The 24299-nt window shown below is 34.5% G+C and carries 20 protein-coding genes; 10 read left to right on the forward strand and 10 right to left on the reverse strand.

What is annotated here, in order from left to right; translation table 11 throughout:
- Positions 1-108 precede the first annotated feature (108 nt).
- Positions 109-1707 (forward strand): malate synthase A, encoded by a 1599-nt coding sequence (gene aceB, locus LBU54_RS12810; protein ID WP_224530466.1) that lies wholly within the window; start codon positions 109-111, stop codon positions 1705-1707.
- 71 nt (positions 1708-1778) lie between these two features.
- Complete coding sequence (locus tag LBU54_RS12815) at positions 1779-3410, forward strand: isocitrate lyase (protein WP_224530472.1); 1632 nt, start codon at positions 1779-1781, stop codon at positions 3408-3410.
- 79 nt (positions 3411-3489) lie between these two features.
- Here the strand turns inward: LBU54_RS12815 and LBU54_RS12820 are convergent, their stop codons facing one another.
- The 6 genes from LBU54_RS12820 to prfB all read right to left on the reverse strand — a co-directional run bounded on the left by LBU54_RS12820 (position 3490) and on the right by prfB (position 8738).
- Entirely contained in the window at positions 3490-4152 is a 663-nt protein-coding gene (locus tag LBU54_RS12820) for a 3'-5' exonuclease (protein ID WP_224530474.1), read from the reverse strand.
- Position 4153: 1 nt separating this feature from the next.
- Positions 4154-6037, reverse strand: a complete 1884-nt coding sequence (locus tag LBU54_RS12825; RefSeq protein WP_224530475.1) for a DUF294 nucleotidyltransferase-like domain-containing protein — start codon at positions 6035-6037, stop codon at positions 4154-4156.
- A 161-nt stretch (positions 6038-6198) separates the two neighbouring features.
- On the reverse strand, positions 6199-6657 hold the full coding sequence (locus LBU54_RS12830; protein WP_224530476.1) for a hypothetical protein: 459 nt from the start codon (positions 6655-6657) through the stop codon (positions 6199-6201).
- A gap of 9 nt (positions 6658-6666) precedes the next feature.
- Complete coding sequence (gene arsC, locus LBU54_RS12835) at positions 6667-7008, reverse strand: arsenate reductase (glutaredoxin) (protein ID WP_224530477.1); 342 nt, start codon at positions 7006-7008, stop codon at positions 6667-6669.
- A gap of 1 nt (position 7009) precedes the next feature.
- Positions 7010-7627 carry an HAD family hydrolase gene (locus LBU54_RS12840; RefSeq protein WP_224530481.1) on the reverse strand — a complete coding sequence of 206 codons (618 nt, stop codon included), beginning with the start codon at positions 7625-7627 and terminating at the stop codon, positions 7010-7012.
- A protein-coding gene (prfB, locus tag LBU54_RS12845; protein ID WP_224530483.1) for a peptide chain release factor 2 occupies positions 7628-8738 on the reverse strand; the annotation gives its coding sequence in 2 pieces (ribosomal slippage) (positions 7628-8674 and positions 8676-8738; 1110 coding nt in all).
- Positions 8739-8985: 247 nt separating this feature from the next.
- On the opposite strand from prfB, the gene LBU54_RS12850 reads away from it, so the two are divergent.
- Positions 8986-10128: an ATP-grasp domain-containing protein gene (locus LBU54_RS12850; protein WP_224530484.1), complete on the forward strand. Its 1143-nt coding sequence runs from the start codon at positions 8986-8988 to the stop codon at positions 10126-10128.
- 94 nt (positions 10129-10222) lie between these two features.
- On the opposite strand, the gene LBU54_RS12855 is transcribed toward LBU54_RS12850, so the two are convergent.
- On the reverse strand, positions 10223-11695 hold the full coding sequence (locus tag LBU54_RS12855; protein WP_224530485.1) for a hypothetical protein: 1473 nt from the start codon (positions 11693-11695) through the stop codon (positions 10223-10225).
- Between the two features lie 195 nt (positions 11696-11890).
- On the opposite strand from LBU54_RS12855, the gene LBU54_RS12860 reads away from it, so the two are divergent.
- Positions 11891-12910, forward strand: a complete 1020-nt coding sequence (locus tag LBU54_RS12860; protein WP_224530486.1) for a threonine aldolase family protein — start codon at positions 11891-11893, stop codon at positions 12908-12910.
- 32 nt (positions 12911-12942) lie between these two features.
- On the opposite strand, the gene LBU54_RS12865 is transcribed toward LBU54_RS12860, so the two are convergent.
- Positions 12943-13266: a YbaB/EbfC family nucleoid-associated protein gene (locus LBU54_RS12865; RefSeq protein WP_224530492.1), complete on the reverse strand. Its 324-nt coding sequence runs from the start codon at positions 13264-13266 to the stop codon at positions 12943-12945.
- 87 nt (positions 13267-13353) lie between these two features.
- Here LBU54_RS12865 and LBU54_RS12870 point away from each other — a divergent pair, with 87 nt between their 5' ends.
- The 3 genes from LBU54_RS12870 (at position 13354) to LBU54_RS12880 (ending at position 17985) form a co-directional block, all read left to right on the forward strand.
- Positions 13354-15402 carry a S9 family peptidase gene (locus LBU54_RS12870; RefSeq protein WP_224530713.1) on the forward strand — a complete coding sequence of 683 codons (2049 nt, stop codon included), beginning with the start codon at positions 13354-13356 and terminating at the stop codon, positions 15400-15402.
- A 73-nt stretch (positions 15403-15475) separates the two neighbouring features.
- Positions 15476-16513 carry a PLP-dependent cysteine synthase family protein gene (locus tag LBU54_RS12875; RefSeq protein WP_224530494.1) on the forward strand — a complete coding sequence of 346 codons (1038 nt, stop codon included), beginning with the start codon at positions 15476-15478 and terminating at the stop codon, positions 16511-16513.
- Positions 16514-16725: 212 nt separating this feature from the next.
- Positions 16726-17985 (forward strand): aminotransferase class I/II-fold pyridoxal phosphate-dependent enzyme, encoded by a 1260-nt coding sequence (locus tag LBU54_RS12880; protein ID WP_224530497.1) that lies wholly within the window; start codon positions 16726-16728, stop codon positions 17983-17985.
- A 52-nt stretch (positions 17986-18037) separates the two neighbouring features.
- Here LBU54_RS12880 and LBU54_RS12885 read toward each other — a convergent pair whose 3' ends face one another.
- Together LBU54_RS12885 and LBU54_RS12890 are read right to left on the reverse strand one after the other, a co-directional pair.
- The gene (locus tag LBU54_RS12885) at positions 18038-19156 is read right to left on the reverse strand and encodes a GTP cyclohydrolase (protein WP_224530501.1); all 1119 of its coding nucleotides are present in this window, start codon (positions 19154-19156) and stop codon (positions 18038-18040) included.
- Positions 19157-19181: 25 nt separating this feature from the next.
- Positions 19182-20075, reverse strand: coding sequence for a transporter (locus tag LBU54_RS12890; RefSeq protein WP_224530504.1), 894 nt, complete (start codon positions 20073-20075; stop codon positions 19182-19184).
- A gap of 103 nt (positions 20076-20178) precedes the next feature.
- Here LBU54_RS12890 and LBU54_RS12895 point away from each other — a divergent pair, with 103 nt between their 5' ends.
- The 3 genes from LBU54_RS12895 to LBU54_RS12905 all read left to right on the forward strand — a co-directional run bounded on the left by LBU54_RS12895 (position 20179) and on the right by LBU54_RS12905 (position 24283).
- Positions 20179-20469 (forward strand): DUF4834 family protein, encoded by a 291-nt coding sequence (locus LBU54_RS12895; RefSeq protein WP_224530506.1) that lies wholly within the window; start codon positions 20179-20181, stop codon positions 20467-20469.
- Between the two features lie 76 nt (positions 20470-20545).
- The gene (locus tag LBU54_RS12900) at positions 20546-22984 is read left to right on the forward strand and encodes a YfhO family protein (RefSeq protein ID WP_224530508.1); all 2439 of its coding nucleotides are present in this window, start codon (positions 20546-20548) and stop codon (positions 22982-22984) included.
- A gap of 9 nt (positions 22985-22993) precedes the next feature.
- The gene (locus tag LBU54_RS12905; RefSeq protein ID WP_224530510.1) at positions 22994-24283 is read left to right on the forward strand and encodes a glycosyltransferase; all 1290 of its coding nucleotides are present in this window, start codon (positions 22994-22996) and stop codon (positions 24281-24283) included.
- The last annotated feature ends 16 nt before the right edge of the window (positions 24284-24299 follow it).

Genomic DNA, 24299 nt, shown 5'->3' on the forward strand with positions numbered 1-24299 from the left:
TAAAACTATTTGCGAACATCGATAAAAAGCGAAAAATATAGTTTAGCGAACGTTCGCTTGTTTTTTTCAAAAACTTGTTGTAACATTGTTTCATTAAATCAAATCAATATGGAATATCTAGTTGCAATCCCAGATCATGTAAGCTTCTCTAAAGATGTTGATCAGTATTATCCAAACATATTAACTGAAGAAGCATTGACGTTTATTCGTGAACTGCATAAAAAATTTAACACACAACGTATTCAATTACTTCAAAGCCGAGAAAAACAACAGGATTATTTTGACAAAGGTAATTTTCCAACCTTCCCAACCGAAACCTTAGATGTTAGAGAGGGTAATTGGACGGTAGACGATATACCAAATGATTTGCTAGATCGAAGAGTTGAAATTACAGGGCCAGTGGATAGAAAAATGGTCATAAACGCCCTTAATTCTGGTGCAAAAACATTCATGGCAGATTTTGAAGACAGTAATGCGCCTAGCTGGACAAATAATTTGGAAGGGCAACAAAATCTACTAGATGCAAACAAAAAGGAAATTGAACTTATAGACGAAACACGTGGAAAGCATTACAAACTTAATAAAGAAACAGCAGTTTTATTGGTAAGACCCAGAGGTTTACACCTTAACGAATGTCACTTGCTAGTAGATGGAGAAGAGGTATCCGGTAGTTTGTTTGATTTTGGTCTTTATGTATTTCACAATACTCAAATTCTATTGTCGCAAAACACCGCGCCATATTTCTACATTCCAAAGCTTGAACACTACTTGGAGGCACGCTGGTGGAATGCGGTATTTGAATTTGCACAGGATTATTTAGGCGTCCCAAAGGGTACGTTTAAAGCAACGCTTTTAGTTGAAACAATTACAGCGAGTTTTCAACTAAATGAATTAATCTATGAACTCAAAGATCATATTGTAGGCCTCAACTGTGGCCGATGGGACTATATTTTCTCCTACATCAAAAAATTTAGAAACCACGAAGGTTTCATAGTGCCTAATAGAGATCAGGTAACTATGACAACACCATTTATGGCAGCTTATTCTAATTTGGTGATACAGGTTTGTCATAGAAGAGGCATTCACGCAATGGGTGGCATGGCGGCCCAAATTCCAATTAAAAACAACCCTAAGGCAAACGAAGAAGCACTCGAAAAGGTACGAATAGACAAAGAACGCGAAGCAAAGAATGGTCATGACGGTACTTGGGTAGCACATCCTGCCCTTGTTGAAGTGGCTATGCAAGAATTTGATAAGTACATGCCCACTCCAAACCAAATTTTTAGGAAAAGAGAAGATTTGTCCGTTACTGAATCTGATTTGTTAGAAATTCCTGAAGGGACAATTACAGAAAGTGGGATAAGAAAGAATATCAATGTTGGTATACTTTACATGGAAGCCTGGTTAAGAGGTAACGGTGCTGTGGCATTATATCATTTAATGGAGGACGCCGCTACCGCGGAAATTTCAAGAACTCAACTTTGGCAATGGCTTAAAAATGAAGTTAATCTTGACGACGGAAGAACGTTTAATAAAGAATTGTTCGATTTTTTCTTTGATGATGAAGTTGAAAAAATTGTAACTGAGGTTACGGAAGAACGTATTGAAAGTACAAAATTTTGTGAAGCTATAGAACTATTTAAGAGATTGGTCACTCAAGACGAATTCGAAGAATTTTTAACGCTGTCAGCATACAAACAACTATAAAAAAAAACAAATCCCGCTAATGCGGCAACATTACACGGGATCGATATTAATAATTAATACCCATCAAAATTATGAAAAATTTACCACAAAGCAACTATTGCTCAGTACTAGAAGCCGTAAAGGACCTCAAAAGCAAATACGGTGAATCATGGAAGACAATTAAACCAGAACATGTTGCGAGAATGAACCTACAGAACCGTTTTAAAACGGGTTTGGATATTGCAAAATACACCGCATCAATTATGCGTAAGGATATGGCAGACTACGATCTTGACAATACCAACTATACACAATCTTTGGGTTGTTGGCATGGTTTTGTAGCACAGCAAAAAATGATTGCTGTTAAAAAGCACCATAAAACAACAAATAAGCGCTATTTGTATCTTTCAGGTTGGATGGTTGCCGCTCTGCGCTCAGAATTTGGACCATTACCAGACCAATCTATGCACGAGAAAACAGCTGTTCCTTCATTAATCGAAGAAATCTATGATTTTTTGCGCCAGGCGGATGCAATAGAATTAAACGATTTGTTTAGGAGACTTGAAAATGGCGAGGATGTACAAAATGAAATTGACAATTTTCAAACACATATTGTACCAATTATTGCAGATATTGATGCTGGATTTGGCAATGAGGAAGCGACTTATTTGTTAGCAAAGAAAATGATTCAAGCTGGCGCCTGTGCAATTCAGATCGAAAACCAAGTATCGGATGCGAAACAATGTGGTCATCAGGATGGTAAAGTAACCGTGCCACATGAAGACTTTATCGCTAAGCTCAATGCCGTGAGATATGCATTCTTAGAATTAGGAGTAGACGATGGTATTATTGTAGCAAGGACGGATTCTGAAGGAGCAGGATTGACACAAAAGTTGCCGGTAAGCAACGAACCTGGAGATTTAGCCTCTAAATATTTGGCATTTATAGATGCAGAAGAAATTTCAATAAAAGATGCTAAGCAAGATGATGTTTTATTAAAGCGTGATGGTAAACTTGTTAGACCAAAGCGTTTACCAAATGGTCTATATAAATTCAAGGAAGGTTCAAATATTGACAGAGTAGTACTAGATTGTATTACAAGTCTTCAAAATGGTGCAGATTTATTGTGGATTGAAACGCCAACACCTAATATTAAGCAAATTGCCCATATGGTAAATCGAATTAAGGAAGTAGAGCCGAAAGCAAAATTAGTATATAATAATTCGCCATCTTTCAACTGGACATTGAATTTTAGAAATCAGGTTTATGAGGAAATGCTATTAGAGGGCCAAAATATGGGTGCTTATGATAAAAATAACCTGATGCACGAAAAGTATGATGACTCTGAATTAAGTAAACGTGCAGATCAAAAAATTAAATCATTCCAAAAAGACGGTGCAACAGAAGCAGGTATTTTCCATCACTTGATTACACTGCCAACATATCATACAACTGCTTTGCATATGGATGATTTGACAAAAGGTTATTTCGGTGCCGAAGGCATGCTGGCTTATGTGCAAGGCGTGCAGCGTCAAGAAATCCGAAAAAAAGTGTCATGTGTTAAACATCAGAGAATGGCTGGTTCTGATCTAGGTGATGATCATAAAACATTTTTTGCAGGTGATAAAGCACTAAAGGCAGGAGGGGAAAAGAATACCTCAAATCAATTTGAAGAATCTGATGTGATAGAAAAGAAGAAACAGAAGTTAAGTATTGTAGCTTAAAAGCGGTTATGTAGTAATCAGATATGTTTATTTAATTTAGTTAGATTGAAAACACACTCAAATTTGGGTGTGTTTTGTTTTAAATCAAGCCTATTCTCTGGTCTGATCTTAATAAGTCATTTAAATTGTATTGTTTCTCTTTGTTTAAATAAGCAATAATTTTAAGAAGAATTAATGCAGTAATATACGCGTCACCAGAGGCTGTATGTCTATCGTGAAGCGGAATACTAAAATAGTTAGCTATTTCATCTAAGCTAAAGTGTTCTTTGTTTTGGTTTATCTTCATTTTTCGAAAAAGATGATTAGTATCTAAAACTTTATTTCGAAGTTTTGGTAGATCCATTCGCTTTAAGGAACTATTTATCATAGCGATGTCAAATGAAGCATGGTGAGCAACAATAATTGAGTTTCCGATGTAGTTAATAAATTCAAGAATTGCTTCTTCTTCGTTGAGCTTTTTTAATGAGCCTTCTTTTAGTAAACCATGAATTTTCACAGTATCTGGATTAAAATTTTCTTGAATTAAATAGCACTCTAATTGGTCGGCAACTTTTATTTTCAAATTTTGTATAGCTATACATCCTATGGATAAAATCCTATCTTTTTTGGTGTTTAATCCTGTAGTTTCGGTGTCAAAAACAACAAATCTTAAATCATGTAAGTTTTCAGATTGGGTTTGTTTGAATTGAGCTAAGTAGTTTTCCCAATATGTAGGATATGATTTAGATTTAAACCATTTCATATTACATAAATTGCGTTAGTTTAAATCGTGTTTTAATTAATTCTTGAATTGTCTTCACAGCTTTAAAGCTCCGCTTTAATTTCAATCTGTTTCCTTTACTTAGCGATCCTAAGTCTATGAATCTGCCAGAATCGTTATTTGCTATACCTTGCTCGGTTCTAAAACGGAGTAGGTCTTTAAAAGCATCAATGCACAATAGATATGTGTCTTTATTCTGCGGCTCTAATTCGGCTAATTTGAAATAGCGTTCTATTGTGTTATTTACTGATTTTATATTATGTGATAAGATTAAAAGCCTGGCCGCATCAACAAGTGGCATCATAGCGCGTGCTTTAATATCAAACTGATCTTTGTGCTTGCCATCATCTTCGACTAGAAATTGTCTAAAAAAACTTAATGGAGGTGGGTTTTGTAGCGTATTTCTCCCTAAATAATTTAGAAATATGTCGCGTTCTTCAATTGCATCGAATATTTTCTCGGATAACGAGTTCACGAGTTCAGAATCACCATACACGCGTTCATAGTCAAAGAAAATTGTACACAACATAAGATTGTCTTGGTCGGGTGTTTTAATCCAACTTCTAAATTGATTGGACCATTCTGATAGTGATAGGCACCAATTAGGGTTACTGGCCATCATTTGTGCTGGACAAAGCTCAAATCCAATTATTTCTAATGAGTTATTGATTTTTTCTGAGAGCTTTAAGTAATATTCCTTCGTTTTTGAATATGCTTTTGGTGCTACATCTTCAAATATGAGGGCATTATCTTGATCTGTATATAGTAACTGCTCTTGCCTTCCCTGACTACCAATTGCCAACCAAGCAAACTTGCAAGGAGGTTTGGCTCCGATTTTTTTCATTTCTAAGTTGATAACTCTTTGGGTAATTGTATCATTAATTGCCGAAATTAATTTTGACACAAAATTTATAGGGATTTGCTGCTCTAGATAGCGCGATAAGAGTTCATTTGCTCTTAATCTGATGTTTTTTAGTTGGTCTACAGTATTACAACGTTTAATTTCCTTAACCAGCGAAGAAGCATTATTTTCTCTAACCACTATAATGTCGTGTTCGGAGAGTATGCCAACTAATTCTGTGTCTTCTGTACCATCTTCTGTAATGCACAAGTGGGAAATCCGATGCCTTAGCATGGCAATTTGAGCTTCTGCAATTGATATATTTTTAGGAAAGCACTTTACGGGTGTAGACATTATTTTTAATACCGGTTCTGAAATTTTAAAAAGCCCTGTTGCAATTTTAGTTCTTAAGTCTTTATCGGTAATTATTCCAACGGGTTTATTATTGCTTATAATTACTATCGATCCTACATGCGCCTCAGACATAATTATTGCTGCATCCTTTATGGTCGTGCGATCACTACAAGTTATTGGATTTTTTGAATAGTCCGCCGTTTGTAATTCTGAATATTCAAAATCTTCATTATCTGTAATATCTCTAGAGGTTTCAGAATTGATTGCTATGTTAGACACAAATGAGTGCATTAAGAATTGGCTGGCGTCAGAATTAGTAGTAATGTATTCTTCAAGTAAATTGGATGAGATACTATACAAAATTGTTTCCTCGAGTGTTTTTGCCTTAAGCAAATAGTCACCTTTCCTTAATAAAGCTCGTAAACCAAAAATATCACCTTCATCGCATTCGTCTACAAAAGCATTGTCAGGATTAAATAGACCAACAGCGCCATCCTTTATAACAAAAAAGTAGTCTTTTACAGGTTGTCCGATATCAAAAATAGTTGCGTCCTTTTCAAGGTAAATAACGTCGACAGCTTTGCAAATGGAGAGCAACTGTTCTCGGGAGAGCATATTGAAAGGAGGAAAGTTTTTTAGAAAATCGAATATACGCTCTGCAATAGTATTCATACTAGCAATTTAGACAAAAATCTATTTGACTAACATGAGAATTGTCATCTTTGTTGCTAAATTAATATAGCTAATGAATTATTTTATGAGAACGTTTACCTAACCTTAAAAGTCATAACCGTAACCATTTCCGTTTCCGCTAACGTCATGATTACGAAGTTTTATTGACCTTTACGCTTTCGTTTTTTCTTCTTTTTCTTCTCTTTTACAACTGCCTTTTCGTCAAACTCACCTGAAATCATATCTTCAATTTTAAGCATATCACTTTCAGAAATTAAGGACTTTAATTCTTTGAAATGAGACTTTTCAAGCTGTTTAATTGCATTTTCTCTATCAAAACTATGTTCGAAAGGTGTTTTAAGCAAGGCAACCTTTGCATCATAGAAGGAGTTTAGATTTTGCCTAATGATTTCTTTTTGAAACTCATCTGCTTCTAGTGTAGTGAGGAAGTTTGTGATATATTCTTGTTTACGCTCTTCAATCATGCGCTGACGCTTCTCAATTTCTTGTTCTGTTGGCTCTCTTCTAACCTGTGGATTACCCATTCTGTCTCTGCGCACTTGACTGTACACATTTGTGCTCAGCACGAGGGTAAGTACAATAAATAGTAGCTTTTTCATGATCATTTTTTAAATAATTTCTAAAATTTTATCAGCAGGTCTGCCAATTCTAGCTTTTTTACCATTAACAATAATTGGCCTCTCTATTAATTTTGGATTGGTGACCATGGCCTCAATTATTTCATCATCTGTCATTATTTTACCTTTATATTCAGATTTCCAGATTGCTTCATTCTTTCTGACTAAATCTTCTGGTTTTACACCTAGCTTCTTAATTAGGTTTTTCAATTCTGAAAAGGATAATTGATTTTCTAGGTATTTAACAACCTCAAACGGTTGGCCCGAATTTTCTAATAGCTGAAGTCCTTCTCTTGATTTTCTGCATCTAGGGTTATGATAAATTGTGATCATATTAAACTTTTATATTATACTTGTTTAAATCATTGATTAACATTTCTGGATTTTCAAAATGTATGCCATTAATGCCTAATTGTCTTGCGGCTTCAATATTTCTTAAATTGTCATCTATAAAAACTGAATTTTCTGCCTCGATATTAAATCTGTTTAAGGTAATTTCATAAATTTCTTTAAATGGTTTTCTGGTTTTTTCTTCACCTGAAACTACAATCCCTTCAAACCAATGGAGAAAATCAAATCGATTTAAAGCAATTGGAAATGTTTCATGGCTCCAATTTGTAAGCGCTACAACTTTCAGAGTATTGTTTTTAATTAGTGATTTTAAGATAGCTACTGTTCCTGGAATAGAATCACCAAGCATGTCTACCCATCTTCCATAATACATTCTAATTAATTCTTCATGTTCTGGAAAAAGAGCAACACGTTCTTCAGTAGCTAATTCTAAAGGATAACCAGCATCTTGATTTTCATTCCAATCGTTTGTGCAAATGTTATCAAAAAACCACTGCATTTTCTTACGGTTTCCATTGAATACATCCAAATAGACATATTCAGGGTTCCAGTCTATTAAAACACCACCAAGGTCAAATATTACCGCGTCGATAGAAATCATTTACAAACTGTTTGTGTTTTCTTCTTTTTGGCCCATCATCATCAAATACGATTTGAGGAATGGTTCTATATCACCATCCATCACAGCATCAACGTTTCCTGTTTCATGTCCAGATCTGACGTCTTTTACCAATTTATAAGGATGCATTACGTAATTTCGTATTTGGCTTCCCCATTCAATTTTCATTTTGCTAGCCTCAATATCATCGCGTTGTGCCATCTGTTTTTGTAACTCTATCTCATACAACTGAGACTTAAGCATTTGAAGCGCTCTTGCACGGTTATCATGTTGCGACCTCGTCTCAGAACATTGAATCTGAATTCCTGTTGGTTTATGTAACAGTTGCACCTTTGTTTCGACCTTATTAACGTTTTGGCCACCAGCACCGCTAGATCTCGCAGTAGTAATTTCAATATCTGCTGGATTTATTTCAATTTCTATGGAATCGTCAACCAATGGATATACATAGACTGAGGCAAAGCTGGTATGGCGTTTGGCGTTACTGTCAAACGGAGAAATTCTTACTAATCGATGAACACCATTCTCACCTTTAAGCCAGCCAAAGGCATAGTCGCCATCTATTTCGAGTGTTACGGTTTTGATGCCTGCAACATCACCTTCCTGATGGTTTAGTTCTTTGATTTTAAAGCCGTTTTTTTCCGCATACATTAGGTACATTCGCATTAGCATGCTCGCCCAGTCACAGCTTTCGGTACCACCTGCGCCAGCGGTTATCTGTAAAACAGCACTAAGACTGTCACCTTCTTCAGAAAGCATATTTTTAAATTCTAGTTTTTCTATGGCATTTTTTGCTTTTTCGAATCTGGCCTCAACGTTATCCATTGTGGCCTCATCTTCCTTGTAGAATTCATAAATTACTTCAAGGTCTTCATAAAGGGTTTTGGCGTTTTCAAAGTCATTTACCCAACTCTTCTTCTCCCTAATGGAGCGCATTACTTTCTCTGCTTTTTTTGAGTCATTCCAGAAATTTGGGTCAAAAGTTTGCTCTTCTTCGTTGGTAATTTCAATAAGTTTTGCATCTAAGTCAAAGATACTGCCTTAGCTTAGCTAGGCGTGTATTTAGATTCTTAATTTGATCTGATGTAATCATTTTAATTATACGTTTTTACAAATATAATTTCAGATAATAAGATACCATAAATTTTAATGATTTTTTAAAATCGATTAAAAATTATCTTAGTTGAGCATCATTGATAATACTATATAATATGTATCTTCTATTCACCAATAGTTAAACGAAAATTCAAGCCAATAAACTGCTATTAGATGATAATAGGTGTAATAACTTTAGTTTAGCTTAAATAAATAAAGAACGTTAGCAATATTAATAATTACGGATGCATCAACCTGGCCTAAATTTTTCTGTTCTTATTCCTGACAGTGATGATCACAAACTACTGAGTTTACAAGTCATAAATTGTTTTTCTAATTTAAAGAATGTTAAGATTTTCATCTTGTCCTCAGAAAGAAATAGTTTTCTTAGGTATTCTTTTTCTGTACACCGTTTTATATACTTACCCCATGAAAGTGATTTAGAATGGTTTCAGAACATTGACAAAACAGTAAAAAAATTCAGCATAGATATTATTTTACCAGTATTTGAAATAGGTATTGAAAAAATTTTAGAACATAAGGCAAGTCTGAAAGAAGTTGGGAAGCTATGTCCCTTGCCGAGTCTAGCTAATTTCCAGAAAGCCATTGATAAAGGAATATTGTATAATCATCTAAAACAAAATAATCTACCTTGTCCTCAGAGTGAAGTTATAAAACCAAATTCTTACCCCGAGAATATTGATTTAAAATTTCCAATTATAGCAAAACCTGTGAAAGGATTTGGTGGTGGAATGGGAATAAGAGTTTTATACAATCAAAAAGATATTCAGATTTATTATCATGACAAAAAATTTTCTTGTGATACCATTTTACAAGAATATATTAATGGTTATGATATTTGCTGTAATGTGCTTTGTGAAAGGGGAGAAATAATGGCATATACCATTCAGAAAGCAGGTATTTTCAATAATAATGGTTTAGAACCTCTTTCGGTTTTTAACTTTGTGGAAGATCAAGAATTATTAGAAGTTTTAAAGAAATTAATGAAAAGTCTTAACTGGTCTGGTGTGGCTAATATTGATTTTAGATATGATGAAGATCAACAGATTTTTAAGGTTATTGAATTAAACCCTAGATTTTGGAGAAATGTTGATGCATCTGAAGTTACCGGTGTTAATTTTCCATATCTATGTATTCTTGCAACTTTAAATCAAAAATTTGACCTTCAAACTGCTAAACAGATTGATTTTGTTGACCTAAAAGGTTTGGTTAAGAAATTATTAAAAAACCCAATGCTAGTATTTAATATAACTTACTTAAGAAACAATTCAACATTATTTTTTGCTTTAAGAGATCCCTTACCAATGATCTATAAATTTATATGGAGATCTAAAAATATCATTGTATCAAAATTCAAACGAAATTAAGGTCAAATGTTAATTTTAGCTTCTGAACAGTACTAATAAAAAAAAAGAGGTGCTTTTCGGCACCTCTTTTTTGTTTCTTTTAATAATTCTTAAATTACCACCACCAGCACCAATTGTGCGGGGGCTCATATTCACACAGTTCACCACCTAAAGAACTTTGCCCACTTACTACCTCAATCACACCACGTCTGTAACCTGGACCTATATTAATTTGGCAATTGGTTTTGATTTTCGTGTAGTAACTACGACCAACAAATATATAAACCCATTTACCAAAAGTTCCGTCTTGGTTAACTCCACTCAATGAGAAATCTTCATTTGGCCCAACAACTTGGTCAAATATCTTAGTTGCATGCCAAGTGTTTTCATTTCGCTGATAAGCTCTTACTCTGTAGTCGTTATGCCAATCCCAATTTAGAGTTAAGTCGGTAACTTTACCTGTACAATCCTGACATGCATTTGTAGGAGCACATTCGGAATTTGGATTGTCAAATCGTCTTCCATAACCTGGCCCATCTCCACTGCGGAAACATCCAGCTTTAACCCATACTGACACTATTGGTGATCCGTCAGGTGAGCATAAAGTGGCCGTTTGACCATCTAAGTCCTCATATTTTACTTCAGACCCATCGGCGGTTAACAATACAATATTTGATAAATCTTTACAGGCACTAACTTCTACACATTGACAGTCACAAGAAAAACTTACTGACATGCTCGCATCGCATCCATTACATTCTCCATCCGTTACAGTTGTATATTCACAATCTTCCTCGGCAGGAACTTCTTTGGTGATAATTACCGATTGTTTACCCTCAGGAACAAGTACAATTGCCATGAGTTGTCCACATCCAGGAACAAAACCTCCTCCTTGTGCCATTGCAAGATCGCTCAGTTCTTGTGCTTTTGCCACATCGTTCCCATCTATATTCCAATCACCTGTAGGGTTTGTTAAAAAAGTACACAATTGACATGTTGAATCATCGATTAACAACCAAATTGCGTATTGTATGTGGCCGAACGTATATTCACCTAATCCATTAGGACTTGCAGTACCAATAATAGATTGGTTCAATAACCAATTAACTTTATCAAAATTTTCAGGTACCTCGAACTTGTCTGCAGGTAATTCACCATAAGATGAATACACATCAAAAGTTGCAGTTTCGTTATTTTCAAGGCTTAAATCTTGATCAGCGCACCACGCTGGTATTTCAGTTCCAGATAAAAATCCTGAATCATCTGAAATGGTTAAATTAAAGTAAGCGTCATCTCCAGGTTTTGAGGTAGTTGTAACTGTAACTTGGCTGGGAAGACTTGCTTCTAAACCATCTATATCTGGTTCGCAATTGTTTGTTTTAGCGTCAAATAATTCATTTGGGCTTCTTAGAATTTCACTGTTTTCATCAAAGACTAATTCTTTATCCATCAGTCCATCGGATACGACCTCTCCGTCAATAAATCTTAATGGCGCCTGTTCTGGCCCATTTTGTTGAACAGATTCATTTTGACAAGAAGCAAATACTACTAGCAGAGCTAGTAACGCAAGTTTAGTTAAATGTTTCATGATTAATTAATTGAAAAATTGGATTAATAGCCTTATAAAGATACTTGTTAAAAATTTTAACAGTTAAAATATTTGATAAATGACTCATTAATCAGTTGTATGGATAAAGCTCAAATTTTAACCCTACATTTCACAGGCTTCAACTATTTATTTAAATCAAAATATGCAGTATTTTTATGAAAATTTTTTCACATTATGATTATTGATTTAAGGAGTGATACAGTAACAAGGCCAACCTCAAAAATGCTTGAAGCAATTACCAATGCCGAAGTGGGCGATGATGTCTATAAAGAGGACCCTTGCGTTAATGCTTTAGAAAGCAGGTTAGCCGCTATGTTTGGTATGGACCAAGCACTTTTCTTTCCAACGGGAAGTATGGCTAACCAGGCTGCTTTGAAGTTACATACCAATCCAGGGGAACAGGTTATTTGTGATAAATACGCCCACATTTATAATTATGAAGGTGGTGGTGCCTCATTTAATAGTGGCATTTCTTGTAAGCTTGTTGATGGACATAGGGGAATGTTTACAGCAGAACATGCAGAAGCCTCAATTAATCCTCCTGATTTTTACCATAGTCCATTAACCTCACTTATTGCCGTTGAAAACACTACAAATAAGGGCGGTGGTGCTTGTTGGGATTTTAATGAACTTAAGAAATTGAGGAAAGTTGCTAAAAAACACAATTTAGGATACCATCTCGATGGTGCACGACTATGGAATGCTCTTGTTGAAACCAATGAAACTCCAAAACATTATGGAGAACTATTCGATACAATTTCAGTATGTTTAAGCAAAGGTTTGGGGTGTCCTATGGGATCTGTTTTGATTGGTAAAAAGGAATTAATGCAAAATGCAATAAGAATTCGTAAAATTCTTGGCGGCGGAATGCGGCAAGTTGGTTACATGGCCTCTGCAGGACTATTTGCACTAGATAACAATATTGATCGTCTGAAAGAAGACCATAAAAAAGCCAAAGAAATTGGTGAAGTCTTAAAATCCTTAGCCATAATTAAAAAGGTGGAACCAATCGAAACAAATATCATCATATTTGAACTCGATGAATCAATAACTGAAGGTGATTTTTTTAACTGGTTAAAAGCTAAAAACATCCATATTATAGGTATGGGTAATAACAAATTACGAATGGTCACACACCTAGATTATACTGATAGTATGCACAACTTCTTATTAGAAAATTTAAAACAATTCTAAACTTGATAACTTTAAATTAGGGCTGTTTAAATTTATTTGAGCATGTCCATGCCAGGAATATTTGGCATTCCTTCTTTAGCAACAGCCGCTAATTCAGCCTCATTTATTTTTGTGGCTTTTTCAATTGCTTTATTAATGGTCAGGATTAAGTAATCTTCAAGCATTTCTTTGTCCCCTAATAGTTCATCGTCAACAGAGATAGATTTAATAGATCTATTTGCCGTAATAGTTACAGATAGCTTTTCATCATTACTAGATTCCTTTAGTAAGACCGTATTTAGACGTTCCTTTGTTTCTTCAACTTTTTTTTGGGCTTCTTTTAATTTATTCATCATGCCCATCATATCTCCAAACATAAATGCGATTTTTTAATTGTACCGCACAAAATTAGTAAATTGCGCCACTTTTTTGACCTCAATTATAATAAAGCATTGTTAAAGAAAATGAATAGCGATTATCCAGTAGCCGATAAAATTCCATTTGAACTTAAAAAGCACGACGACATTCGGATAGATAATTATTTCTGGATGAAGGACCGAGAAAATCCCAAAGTGAGAGAATACCTTATCGCAGAAAATGAGTATTGTGATAGTAAAATGGCGCATACAAAAAAAGTTCAAACAGAATTGTTTGAAGAAATGAAGTCTAGAATTAAAGAAGACGATTCATCGGTACCTTATAAATATAATGGCTATTGGTACATTACAAGATTTGAAAAAGGCAAGGATTACCCTATATATACAAGAAAAAAAGAGATACTTGATAACCCAGAAGAACTGCTTTTTGATTGTAATGAAATGGCTATAGGAAAGCCTTATTTTAAGTTAGCAGGTATAAGTATAAGTCCAGACAATGAATTGGTTTCGTACGGTGTGGATGAAACAGGGAGGCGTCAATATACTATACAAATCAAAAACTTAAAGACAGGTGAAGTATTTAGTGATAAAATAGAAAACACAACGGGTTCATCAAGCTGGGCCAATGACAACAAGACCATTTTCTACACCAAAAAGGATTCAGTTACGTTGCGAGCGCATCAAATTTACAGGCATACATTGGGTCAATTAGAAGACAAACTAATATTCGAAGAAGGTGACGAAACATTTGGTGTGACTGTTTATAAAACCAAATCACGTAAGTATATAGTTATTGCTTGTTATTCTACACTTACTAATGAATATCACATTTTAGAAGCGGATAGTCCAAAAGGTAAATTTAAGCTATTTCAAGAACGCATTAGAGGATTGGAGTATAGTATTTCGCATTACAACAATCATTTTTACATACTAACAAATAAGGATAGGGCAACAAATTTTAAGATAATGAAAACTCCAGTATTAAGTACTGGCATTGATGGTTGGGAGGAGCTTATTTCCCACAGGGAGGACACATTGATTGAGAATGTAGATATATTCAAAGATTATTTGGTTATCAGTGAACGGAGAAACGGATTAAATCAAATAAGAATCAAACGTTGGGACAACAAAGAGGATTATTATTTACCATTTGATAATGAAACGTATACATGCTATACTACAACAAATATTGATTTTGATACAGATACATTACGCTATGGTTATAATGCTTTGACTACACCATCTTCTATTATTGAATTTAATATGCAAACAAAATCCAAAACCATACTCAAAGAACAAGAGGTATTGGGTGGTACATTCAAAAAAGAGAATTATGTGTCAGAGCGGATTTGGGCTGTAGCAGAGGACGGTACAAAAATTCCAATTTCAATAGTTTATAGAAAAGGGCTCGTTAAACATGGCAAAAATCCATTGCTTCAATATGCATATGGAAGTTATGGGAGTACTGTAGACCCATACTTTTCAACAATTAGATTGAGTTTATTGGACAGAGGTTTTATATATGCAATTGCTCATGTTAGAGGAGGCGAATATTTGGGGCGCAAGTGGTATGAAGATGGTAAACTTTTAAAGAAGAAAAATTCCTTTTCTGATTTTATTGCGTGTTCAATCCAGCTAATCAAAGATGGATATACTTCCTCTAAGCACCTATACGCAATGGGCGGTAGTGCAGGTGGCCTGCTAATTGGTGCCGTGATTAATGAGGCCCCAGAACTATATAATGGTGTAATTGCAGCAGTGCCGTTTGTAGATGTTGTGACCACAATGTTAGACGATTCTATTCCATTAACTACTGGCGAATATGACGAATGGGGCAACCCAAACGATAAGTTATACTACAACTATATGAAATCTTATTCGCCATATGATAATGTTGAAGAGAAGGCATACCCGAATATATTGGTTACTTCTGGTCTTCATGATTCACAGGTACAGTATTGGGAACCAACAAAGTGGGTTGCAAAATTAAGAGAACTGAAAACGAATGATAAGGCACTTTATTTAAGAACAAACATGGATGCGGGTCATGGTGGGGCCTCGGGTAGGTTTGAAAGCTTAAAAGAAGATGCAGAGGAATTCGCATTTTTACTCGATTTAGAAGGGATAAATAGTTGATTTAAAAAAAAATGTTACTTTTGCGAGGTTTAAGTTATCAATTTGTTAAATTGGTGATTGATAAATAGCATTTATGAGTAACAACAAAAATGTATTTGATAACGTATTGCAGTTAATAGGTAGTACGCCATTGATCAAATTAAACAGAATGACTGCCGACTTCAAAGGCGAATATTTTGCTAAAGTTGAGGCATTTAATCCAGGTCATTCTTCAAAAGACAGAATCGCATTACACATCATAGAAGAAGCTGAAAGACAGGGTATTTTATCTCCTGGAGATACCATTATTGAAACGACATCTGGAAATACTGGGTTCAGTATAGCAATGGTTAGTATTATTAAGGGTTATGAGTGTATCTTAGCGGTTAGCTCAAAATCATCAGCTGATAAAATAGATATGCTCAAGTCAATGGGAGCTAAGGTCTATGTTTGTCCTGCGCATGTTAATGCTGATGACCCAAGATCGTATTATCAGGTTGCAAAAAGACTACATGACGAAATCAAAGGTTCAATTTATATCAATCAATATTTTAATCAATTAAATATTGATGCACACTACAATACCACTGGTCCTGAAATCTGGGAGCAGACAGAAGGCCAGATTACACATTTAGTTGCATGTAGTGGAACTGGAGGCACAATTTCCGGAATTGCTAAATATTTAAAAGAACAAAACCCAGATGTAAAAATCATAGGTGTTGATGCATACGGTTCTGTTCTTAAAAAATACCACGAAACTAGAGAATTTGATGATAAGGAGATTTATCCTTACAGAATTGAGGGATTAGGTAAAAATTTAATACCAACCGCTACAGATTTTGATAGTATAGATAAGTTTGTAAAAGTTACTGATGAAGAAAGTGCACATACTGCTCGGGAAATCTCCAACACAGAAGGAATATTCGTTGGATACACAAGTGGTGCCGCAATGCAAGCTGTTAAGCAACTGAATGAAGAAGGTGAATTTAAAGAAACTGATAAAGTGGTTGTTGTTTTCCCAGACCATGGTTCGCGTTATATGAGCAAAGTGTATAGTGACAAATGGATGCAGGATCAAGGCTTTTTTGACAGTAAAAATGAAGTTCACACTACCATTGAATACATAAAATAAAAATATAAATTGAAAAGAAAAAGGCCTGTCATGGTTTAACTATGATAGGCTTTTTTTATGTTAATTACTGTGTGAATAGTCCTTAAAATAAATTATGACAGCATAATTTATTTAAGTAATTTTGCACGAATTAAAAAACTTAAACTAACTAAACTTTAAGCATTGATTTGCTCATTGAGCACTGTCAAAATTATTAATGGCAAACGAAACTAATGAAAGATTTATTTGAAAAGATTTATAGAGATAAAGGTCCTTTAGGTAAATGGGCTTCTCAGGCTGAAGGTTATTTTGTGTTTCCAAAACTAGAAGGTCAGATTTCTAATAGAATGAAATTTCAGGGTAAAGATGTTATTACATGGAGTATTAACGATTACCTAGGACTGGCTAATCACCCTGAAGTGAGAAAAGTAGATGAAGAGGCGGCAAAACAATATGGTTCGGCCTATCCAATGGGCGCTAGAATGATGTCAGGTCACACGGACCTGCACGAGAAGTTGCAAAACGAGTTAGCACAATTTGTCAATAAAGAGGCGGCCTACCTCTTAAATTTTGGATACCAAGGCATAATGTCTACGATTGATGCATTAGTTGGTAAAGACGACATTATAGTTTATGATGTTGATGCTCATGCGTGTATAATCGACGGTGTTCGGTTGCATATGGGTAAAAGATTTACCTACAAGCATAATGACGTTGAAAGCCTTGAAAAAAATCTTGAGCGTGCAACTAAAATGGCTGAACAAACTGGAGGTGGTATACTTGTTATTTCAGAGGGTGTATTCGGAATGCGCGGAGAACAAGGTAGGCTGAAAGAAATTGTAGCGCTTAAGAAAAAATTCAATTTCAGATTTTTGGTTGATGATGCTCATGGATTTGGTACATTGGGTGCCACAGGTGCGGGTGCAGGTGAGGAGCAAGGTGTTCAGGATGAAATAGATGTTTACTTTGCAACCTTTGCAAAATCAATGGCTAGTACTGGTGCATTTATTGCAGGAGACCAAGAAATTATTGATTACTTAAAATATAATTTGCGTTCTCAGATGTTTGCAAAATCGCTTCAAATGCAACTTGTAGTAGGTGCATTAAAGCGTTTGGAAATGCTTAGAACAATGCCAGAATTGAAGAAAAATCTCTGGACTATTGTAGAAGCACTGCAATCTGGATTAAAAGAGCGCGGTTTTGATATAGGAACCACACAAAGTTGTGTTACACCAGTTTATTTAAAAGGAAGTATTCCTGAGGCAATGGCCTTAGTAAGGGATTTGAGAGAGAATCATGGTATTTTCTGTTCCATAGTGGTTTATCCGGTAATTCCAAAGGGCTTAATTCTGTTGAGAATGATTCCTACGGCAACACATACTTTAGATGATGTTAGACAAACCTTGGATGCGTTTGATGCTATTAGAGATAGACTTAATAACGGTACTTACAAAAGAATGTCTGCAGCCCTCATTGAGACTATGGGAGAATAGATACCATAACATATGTAATTAAAAAATGGCTTTGTTTTAACAAAGCCATTTTTTATAGTACTTTCTTTAGAGTTTTACGTCTTCTATAAATTACAGGATCAAAATGCTTCCATATTTTTTGTATAGCCTCATTATCTTCTAGCTCAGGTGTTCTGTAACATTTTTCAATTCCTTTCTCAACAAATGTGTTGTAATATTCATTGAAAATAACCGCATGTACACCTTTATTTTGGTATTCTGGATGGATACCAATAAGATAGAAAATAGCGTCCTTGCTATTCTTTTTCGCTCTTAATATATGTCTAAATCCAAATGGAAACAATCTTCCTTTAGCTTTTTGCAGTGCTTCAGCAAAGCGAGGCATTACGATAGCAAAACCAACTAAATTATCTCTACCATCAACAATAAATTTTATGTATTCAGGATTAATAAAACCAATAAATTTCTTTTTGAAATAAGCTTTTTGGATATCAGTTATTTCTACAAAAGATGATAGTCCAGCATAGCTTTCATTAAATAAATCAAACATTTTATCTGCGTAGGGCATAACCTCAGTTGTTTTTGTAAAGGACAAAGCTTTAAGATTGTACCTGCGTTTTATTAATTCTTGTGCTTTCACAAAAGTTTCAGGATTTACATTACTAAAGGCAAATTTACTTTCTACATATCCCTTTTCAATTGTATAGCCATGTTTAATATAATGTTCTATATAATAAGGATGATTATACCATGTAACCATTGGTGCAACGCTATCAAATCCTTCAGTTATGACACCAACCTTATCTAAATTTGAAAAGCCCACTGGTCCTTCGGAATATTCAAGATTATTTTCTCGTCCTATGTGTTCAACAGTATCAAGAAGTGCTTTACTGACTTCAAAATCATCAATAAAATCAAACCAGCCAAATCTCATTTTCCTCTGTTTTTGACCTTTCACTTCCAACCAATTAATAATTGCTGCGACACGACCTACGATTTCCTTTTCTCTGTATGCCAAAAAAAATCTTGCCTCGGCATCTTTAAAAACAGGATTTACATCTTTATTAAGGGTTTTGACCTCTTCGGAAATAATCGGAGGAACCCAATATTTTGAATCTTTGTAAAGTTTAAATGGAAATTTTACAAACTTCCTGAGCCCAGACTTAGACGTAACTTCTTTGATTGTAACCATTTTAGTTAGTTAAAGGATTTTTCGGTTAATAACCATTATTGACTTGCTTGTCTTTATGGAAATCTAAGCGATAAGATGCACCAAATGCAATATTAAAAACTGAAGGTGTGTCTTTAGTATTGAATGCGATATTGGCATCTAACTGAAAATCTTTTGTCCACAAATATGCACCACCAACCCTAAAAATATTATCTGCATAAAAGTCACTATTAATTCCTTGGGCCTCTCCAAAAACAACCCATTGAGGGGAAAATGAATGTGTTAAGGTTAGGATATATTGAAATATTGGGTCATCTGTTCCAATTCTATCCTGTATAAAATTCATGACAAATACCCACCCGCCATTAAAGTTGTTTTGGGTTGCTATCATAACCTTTGGACTTACACCTTCAATTCCTGGTGCCGTGTAAGGATTAATATCACTATCAAAATTTGCCCCACCATAAACGGAAACTGCTGGAATTAATGATTTCCATTTAAATTTTCTATTCGCATGGTAACTGTATAAATTTGGTTTGTCTTCTTCAGCATTTTTGTACGGATCGTATAAAAGATACTTTGCTCCAATTGTAAAATTTTTAAAGTTGGAACGATTATTTTCTACTGGAATTGCAGCGTTGTTAAATGTTATGTTGTCATTTTGATAAACACCATCGAGTGATAACTCAAGTTGTTCAAATAAAAGACCATACCTAACAGAAAAATCGAGACCAAAACCACTCACCTCATAGTTTAATGGTGTATGCTCCTCTTTAACTGTGTAAGCTCCGACTTCAAACTGTACAACATTTGTACCAACTGAAAAAGCACTTTCAGAAACTCCCGGCCTATTAGAATTAATAACCTCGGTATATTGACCAAATGCATTTAAAAAACATAGTAATGTTAGTCCTGTAATAAGTGATCTGAGTACTCTCATTTACGTTAGATTAAAATCAAATATAGATATTTTATAGTTTTTTTAGGGAATAATAACGTATTATAAATTATGATAATTGTATTTTTGATTAGATTTTAATTAAATGACTTATATAGCGTCAGTTATGGGATTGTTGCGTACTATACTTATTATTTTGTTAGTCTATTTTGGATTAAAAATAGTGGCGCGCATTGTTACGCCTTTTTTACTTCGTTTTGTAGCAAAAAAGGCAGAGAGAAGATTTGAAGACCGTTTTGGAGGTTTTCAAAATCAAAATGAGACCAATACAAGAAGAGGCAGAGAAGGAGAAACCGTAATCGATAAAATGCCCAATAAGAATAAAAGTTCTAACGATAAGGTGGGAGAATATATCGATTATGAAGAAATTGAATAGTATATACTAAAAGGAACTACGGATTCTTTTTAAAAAAATAATTACTTTTCGGAACCATTCAAATTATATCTATTTCATGCAATTTTTTCTGAAAAAGTTATTGCCTCATATCTTAGTCTTAATTGGTTTTATCTTACTTTCCTTAGCTTATTTTAGCCCAGTTTTACAAGGCAAAAAGATATATCAGAGTGATATTATGCACTACATTGGTATGGCCCAACAGCAAAAGGAATTTGCTAAAGAAACAGGTGAGGAGACTTACTGGACCAATAGTGCATTTGGTGGCATGCCCACCTATCAACTAGGCGCTAAGTATCCCAATAACTACATTAAGAAACTAGATTTAACGCTAAGATTTCTCCCAAGACCGGCAGATTATTTATTCTTATATTTTTTAGGGTTTTATATCCTTTTATTATCGCTTAAGGTAGATTTTAAATTGAGTGCTTTAGGTGCCCTAGCTTTTGGTTTTTCAACCTATTTAATTATAATTCTTGGTGTAGGCCATAATGCAAAAGCTCATGCTATAGCCTATATGCCATTAGTATTGGCCGGTATAATCCTAACCTTTAGAAAAAAATACATATTCGGTTTTTTATTAACTTCATTAGCCTTAGGACTTGAGCTTGTTGCCAATCATTTTCAAATGACCTATTATCTTCTACTATTGGTGCTAGTTTTGGGAATATCCTATTTTGTAGATGCTTACAAGAAAAACCAATTATTACAATTTTTTAAATCTATTGGTTTATTAGCTATTGCGGCGATTCTAGCTGTAGGCCTTAATGCCACTAATTTTATGGCAACCCAAGAGTATGTAAAATCAAGTACACGGGGTAAAAGCGAATTGACCATTAATCCCGATGGATCGTCTAAGGAGCCTTCAACCGGATTAACCGATGATTATATCACTGAATACAGTTATGGTATATTGGAAACGTTCAATCTCTATATTCCCAGATTTATGGGTGGCGGAAATAGAGAGGATGTAGGTAAGGAATCTGAAACTTACAAAGCTTATATAAATCTTGGAGCATCACCTATTGAAGCGTTAGAAGCATCAAGAGAGGCGCCTATGTATTGGGGCAACCAACCTATTGTTGAAGCTCCAGCTTATGTTGGTGCTGTCATTATTTTTCTTTTTGTTTTGGCCCTATTCTTGGTGAAAGGTAGATTAAAATGGTGGTTGCTTGGAGGTACAATCTTGTCTTTGTTGCTCTCTTATGGTAAGAATTTTGAGCTACTAACTAACTTTTTTATTGATGTTGTACCGCTTTATAATAAGTTTAGAGCCGTTAGCTCCATTCAGGTCATATTAGAGCTTTGCGTACCTGTTCTTGGTGTTTTTGCTTTGGTGAGATTATTCACTGATTTTCAAAAGAATGAAGAAAAACTAAAGTATCTCAAATATTCCGTTTTTATAACGGCAGGATTTTGCATTGCTCTCTTATTGTTTAAAACATCCCTTTTTGATTTTGAAGGATTGAGAGATGATCGTTACCTTCAAGCTTATGGCCAGCCCTTTGTAGATGCCTTAATTGAAGATAGAAAAGCCCTTTTCACTTCAGATACAATAAGAACGTTAGTTTTGGTGTTACTTGCAGCTGGAGTAGTTTATCTTTATTTGAAGGATAAATTATCTGAAAAGCTGGTAGTTGTGCTTTTTGCAATTTTGATTTTGTTTGATCTAGTAACCATCAACAGAAATTATGTAAATGAAGATAATTTTAAACCAGCGAGACTTGTAGACAACCCTTATCAGCCAACACAAGCCGATAAGGAAATTCTAAAGGATAAAGGCCATTTCAGGGTACTAGACATGTCCTCTCAGGGTCAGAGTCAACCGGGTAGAGCGGCATATTTCCATAATTCACTATTTGGTTACCATGCGGCCAAGCTAGGGCGCTATAACGAACTTATGGAGTTTCATGTTTATAGAAATAACATGAATGTTCTAAACATGCTCAATACCAAGTATATTATTATTGAAGAAGAGGGGAATATTTTGCCGTATACAAACAAAGAGGCAAATGGAAACGCATGGTTTGTTAGTGGTTTTGAAATTGTAGATAGCGCCAATGAAGAAATAAGATTGTTAGATAGTCTGGATACTAAATTTAAGGCGATTATTCAGAATAGTATTTTTTCAGAAAATAACTTAAATAGAGATTATTCTGTTGATTCTACTGCTACAATTGAGTTGAAAGAATTCAGACCAAATTATCTAAAGTATGAATCAAATAGCACCTATAAAGGATTTGCTGTTTTCTCTGAGATCTATTACCAACCTGGCTGGGTGTCTCTTATTAATGGCGCGGAAGTACCTCATCAACGAGTAAACTATGTTTTAAGAGGCATGGAAATTCCTAGTGGGACAAATACAATAGAATTTAAATTTGAACCGCAAGTGGTTAAAACCGGAAGTCAAATAGCTTTGGCAAGTTCCGCTATTTTGGCAATATTACTTTGTCTAGGCATATTTTATAAGATACGACAAAATCAGAATGTTGACTAATCTACATCAATGTCATCTAAAAAAGTTTTAATTATTACATACTATTGGCCACCTGCTGGAGGTCCGGGAGTTCAACGGTGGTTGAAATTTGTAAAGTATTTACCAGAATTTGATATTGAACCAATTGTTTATTGTCCTGAAAATCCAAACTATCCCATAATTGATAATAGTTTATTGGACACGGTATCAAAAAAGATAAAGGTTCTGAAACAACCTATAAAAGAGCCTTATAGATTAGCGCGTTTGTTTTCGAAAAAAAGCACGAACAAGATAAGTTCAGGTGTAATTCCTAAAGCGAAGAAACAGTCAATTATCGAAAGGTTACTACTCTACATAAGGGGTAATTTTTTTATTCCTGATGCCCGAAAAAATTGGGTAAAGCCTTCCATTGAGTTTTTGGATAAATATATTTCAGAAAATAAAATTGACTGTGTCGTCACCACAGGTCCGCCGCATAGTCTTCATTTAATTGGTTTAGGATTGAAAGAAAGACTTGATTTAAAATGGCTAGCAGATTTCCGTGATCCTTGGACTAATATTGGTTATCACAAAGCCTTAAAATTAACTCAGAAAGCCAAAGCAAAACATCAAAAATTAGAGAAAGAAGTACTAAATAAAGCCGATAAATTAATTGTAACCAGTAATAATACTAAAAACGAATTTTTATTAAAAACGACTACGCCAATTTCTGTTATAACAAATGGATATGACCATCATAATATACCTAAGCAGACAAAATATATAAACTTCACACTATCACATATTGGCTCACTACTTTCTGAAAGAAACCCAATAATTTTATGGAAGGTCTTATCTGAATTAGTGACTGAAAATTTAAGTTTTGCAAAAAGTCTTCAGTTAAACTTAATTGGAGTTGTTAGTGATGACGTAATCCAATCTATTAAAGCTCATAAATTAGAGCCGTTTCTTAATGTTGTTGGGTATGTAGAACATGAAAAGGCAATTGCCTATCAAATGAAATCTAGAGTACTTTTACTCATTGAAATAGATTCTGAGGAAACCAAAGCAATTATTCCAGGGAAGTTATTTGAGTATATGATTTCAGAAACACCGATTTTAGCACTAGGCCCAGTTGGCTCTGATGTCGAAACCATTTTAAAATCTACAAATACAGGTGTTTATTATAACTACCAAAATGAGATAGCTCTAAAAAAACAGATATTGGTCTTTTATGAAGATTTTAAAAACAGCACCTTAGAAGTAAACGCAATAGGATTGCAGTCTTACAGTCGAAAGGCATTGACAAAATCGCTTAGCATTATACTACGTAATATATAGTGTTTAGTAGGTGTTA

It is taken from the genome of Winogradskyella alexanderae, assembly GCF_020166335.1.
Taxonomy (GTDB): Bacteria; Bacteroidota; Bacteroidia; order Flavobacteriales; family Flavobacteriaceae; genus Winogradskyella; species Winogradskyella alexanderae.

Bases quoted from the DNA above. Each gene is read 5' to 3' on its own strand.
- aceB (WP_224530466.1), top strand. From the start codon at position 109: ATGGAATATCTAGTTGCAATCCCAGATCATGTAAGCTTCTCTAAAGAT.
- LBU54_RS12815 (WP_224530472.1), top strand. From the start codon at position 1,779: ATGAAAAATTTACCACAAAGCAACTATTGCTCAGTACTAGAAGCCGTA.
- LBU54_RS12820 (WP_224530474.1), bottom strand. From the start codon at position 4,152: ATGAAATGGTTTAAATCTAAATCATATCCTACATATTGGGAAAACTAC.
- LBU54_RS12825 (WP_224530475.1), bottom strand. From the start codon at position 6,037: ATGAATACTATTGCAGAGCGTATATTCGATTTTCTAAAAAACTTTCCT.
- LBU54_RS12830 (WP_224530476.1), bottom strand. From the start codon at position 6,657: ATGAAAAAGCTACTATTTATTGTACTTACCCTCGTGCTGAGCACAAAT.
- arsC (WP_224530477.1), bottom strand. From the start codon at position 7,008: ATGATCACAATTTATCATAACCCTAGATGCAGAAAATCAAGAGAAGGA.
- LBU54_RS12840 (WP_224530481.1), bottom strand. From the start codon at position 7,627: ATGATTTCTATCGACGCGGTAATATTTGACCTTGGTGGTGTTTTAATA.
- LBU54_RS12850 (WP_224530484.1), top strand. From the start codon at position 8,986: ATGCATCAACCTGGCCTAAATTTTTCTGTTCTTATTCCTGACAGTGAT.
- LBU54_RS12855 (WP_224530485.1), bottom strand. From the start codon at position 11,695: ATGAAACATTTAACTAAACTTGCGTTACTAGCTCTGCTAGTAGTATTT.
- LBU54_RS12860 (WP_224530486.1), top strand. From the start codon at position 11,891: ATGATTATTGATTTAAGGAGTGATACAGTAACAAGGCCAACCTCAAAA.
- LBU54_RS12865 (WP_224530492.1), bottom strand. From the start codon at position 13,266: ATGTTTGGAGATATGATGGGCATGATGAATAAATTAAAAGAAGCCCAA.
- LBU54_RS12870 (WP_224530713.1), top strand. From the start codon at position 13,354: ATGAATAGCGATTATCCAGTAGCCGATAAAATTCCATTTGAACTTAAA.
- LBU54_RS12875 (WP_224530494.1), top strand. From the start codon at position 15,476: ATGAGTAACAACAAAAATGTATTTGATAACGTATTGCAGTTAATAGGT.
- LBU54_RS12880 (WP_224530497.1), top strand. From the start codon at position 16,726: ATGAAAGATTTATTTGAAAAGATTTATAGAGATAAAGGTCCTTTAGGT.
- LBU54_RS12885 (WP_224530501.1), bottom strand. From the start codon at position 19,156: ATGGTTACAATCAAAGAAGTTACGTCTAAGTCTGGGCTCAGGAAGTTT.
- LBU54_RS12890 (WP_224530504.1), bottom strand. From the start codon at position 20,075: ATGAGAGTACTCAGATCACTTATTACAGGACTAACATTACTATGTTTT.
- LBU54_RS12895 (WP_224530506.1), top strand. From the start codon at position 20,179: ATGACTTATATAGCGTCAGTTATGGGATTGTTGCGTACTATACTTATT.
- LBU54_RS12900 (WP_224530508.1), top strand. From the start codon at position 20,546: ATGCAATTTTTTCTGAAAAAGTTATTGCCTCATATCTTAGTCTTAATT.
- LBU54_RS12905 (WP_224530510.1), top strand. From the start codon at position 22,994: ATGTCATCTAAAAAAGTTTTAATTATTACATACTATTGGCCACCTGCT.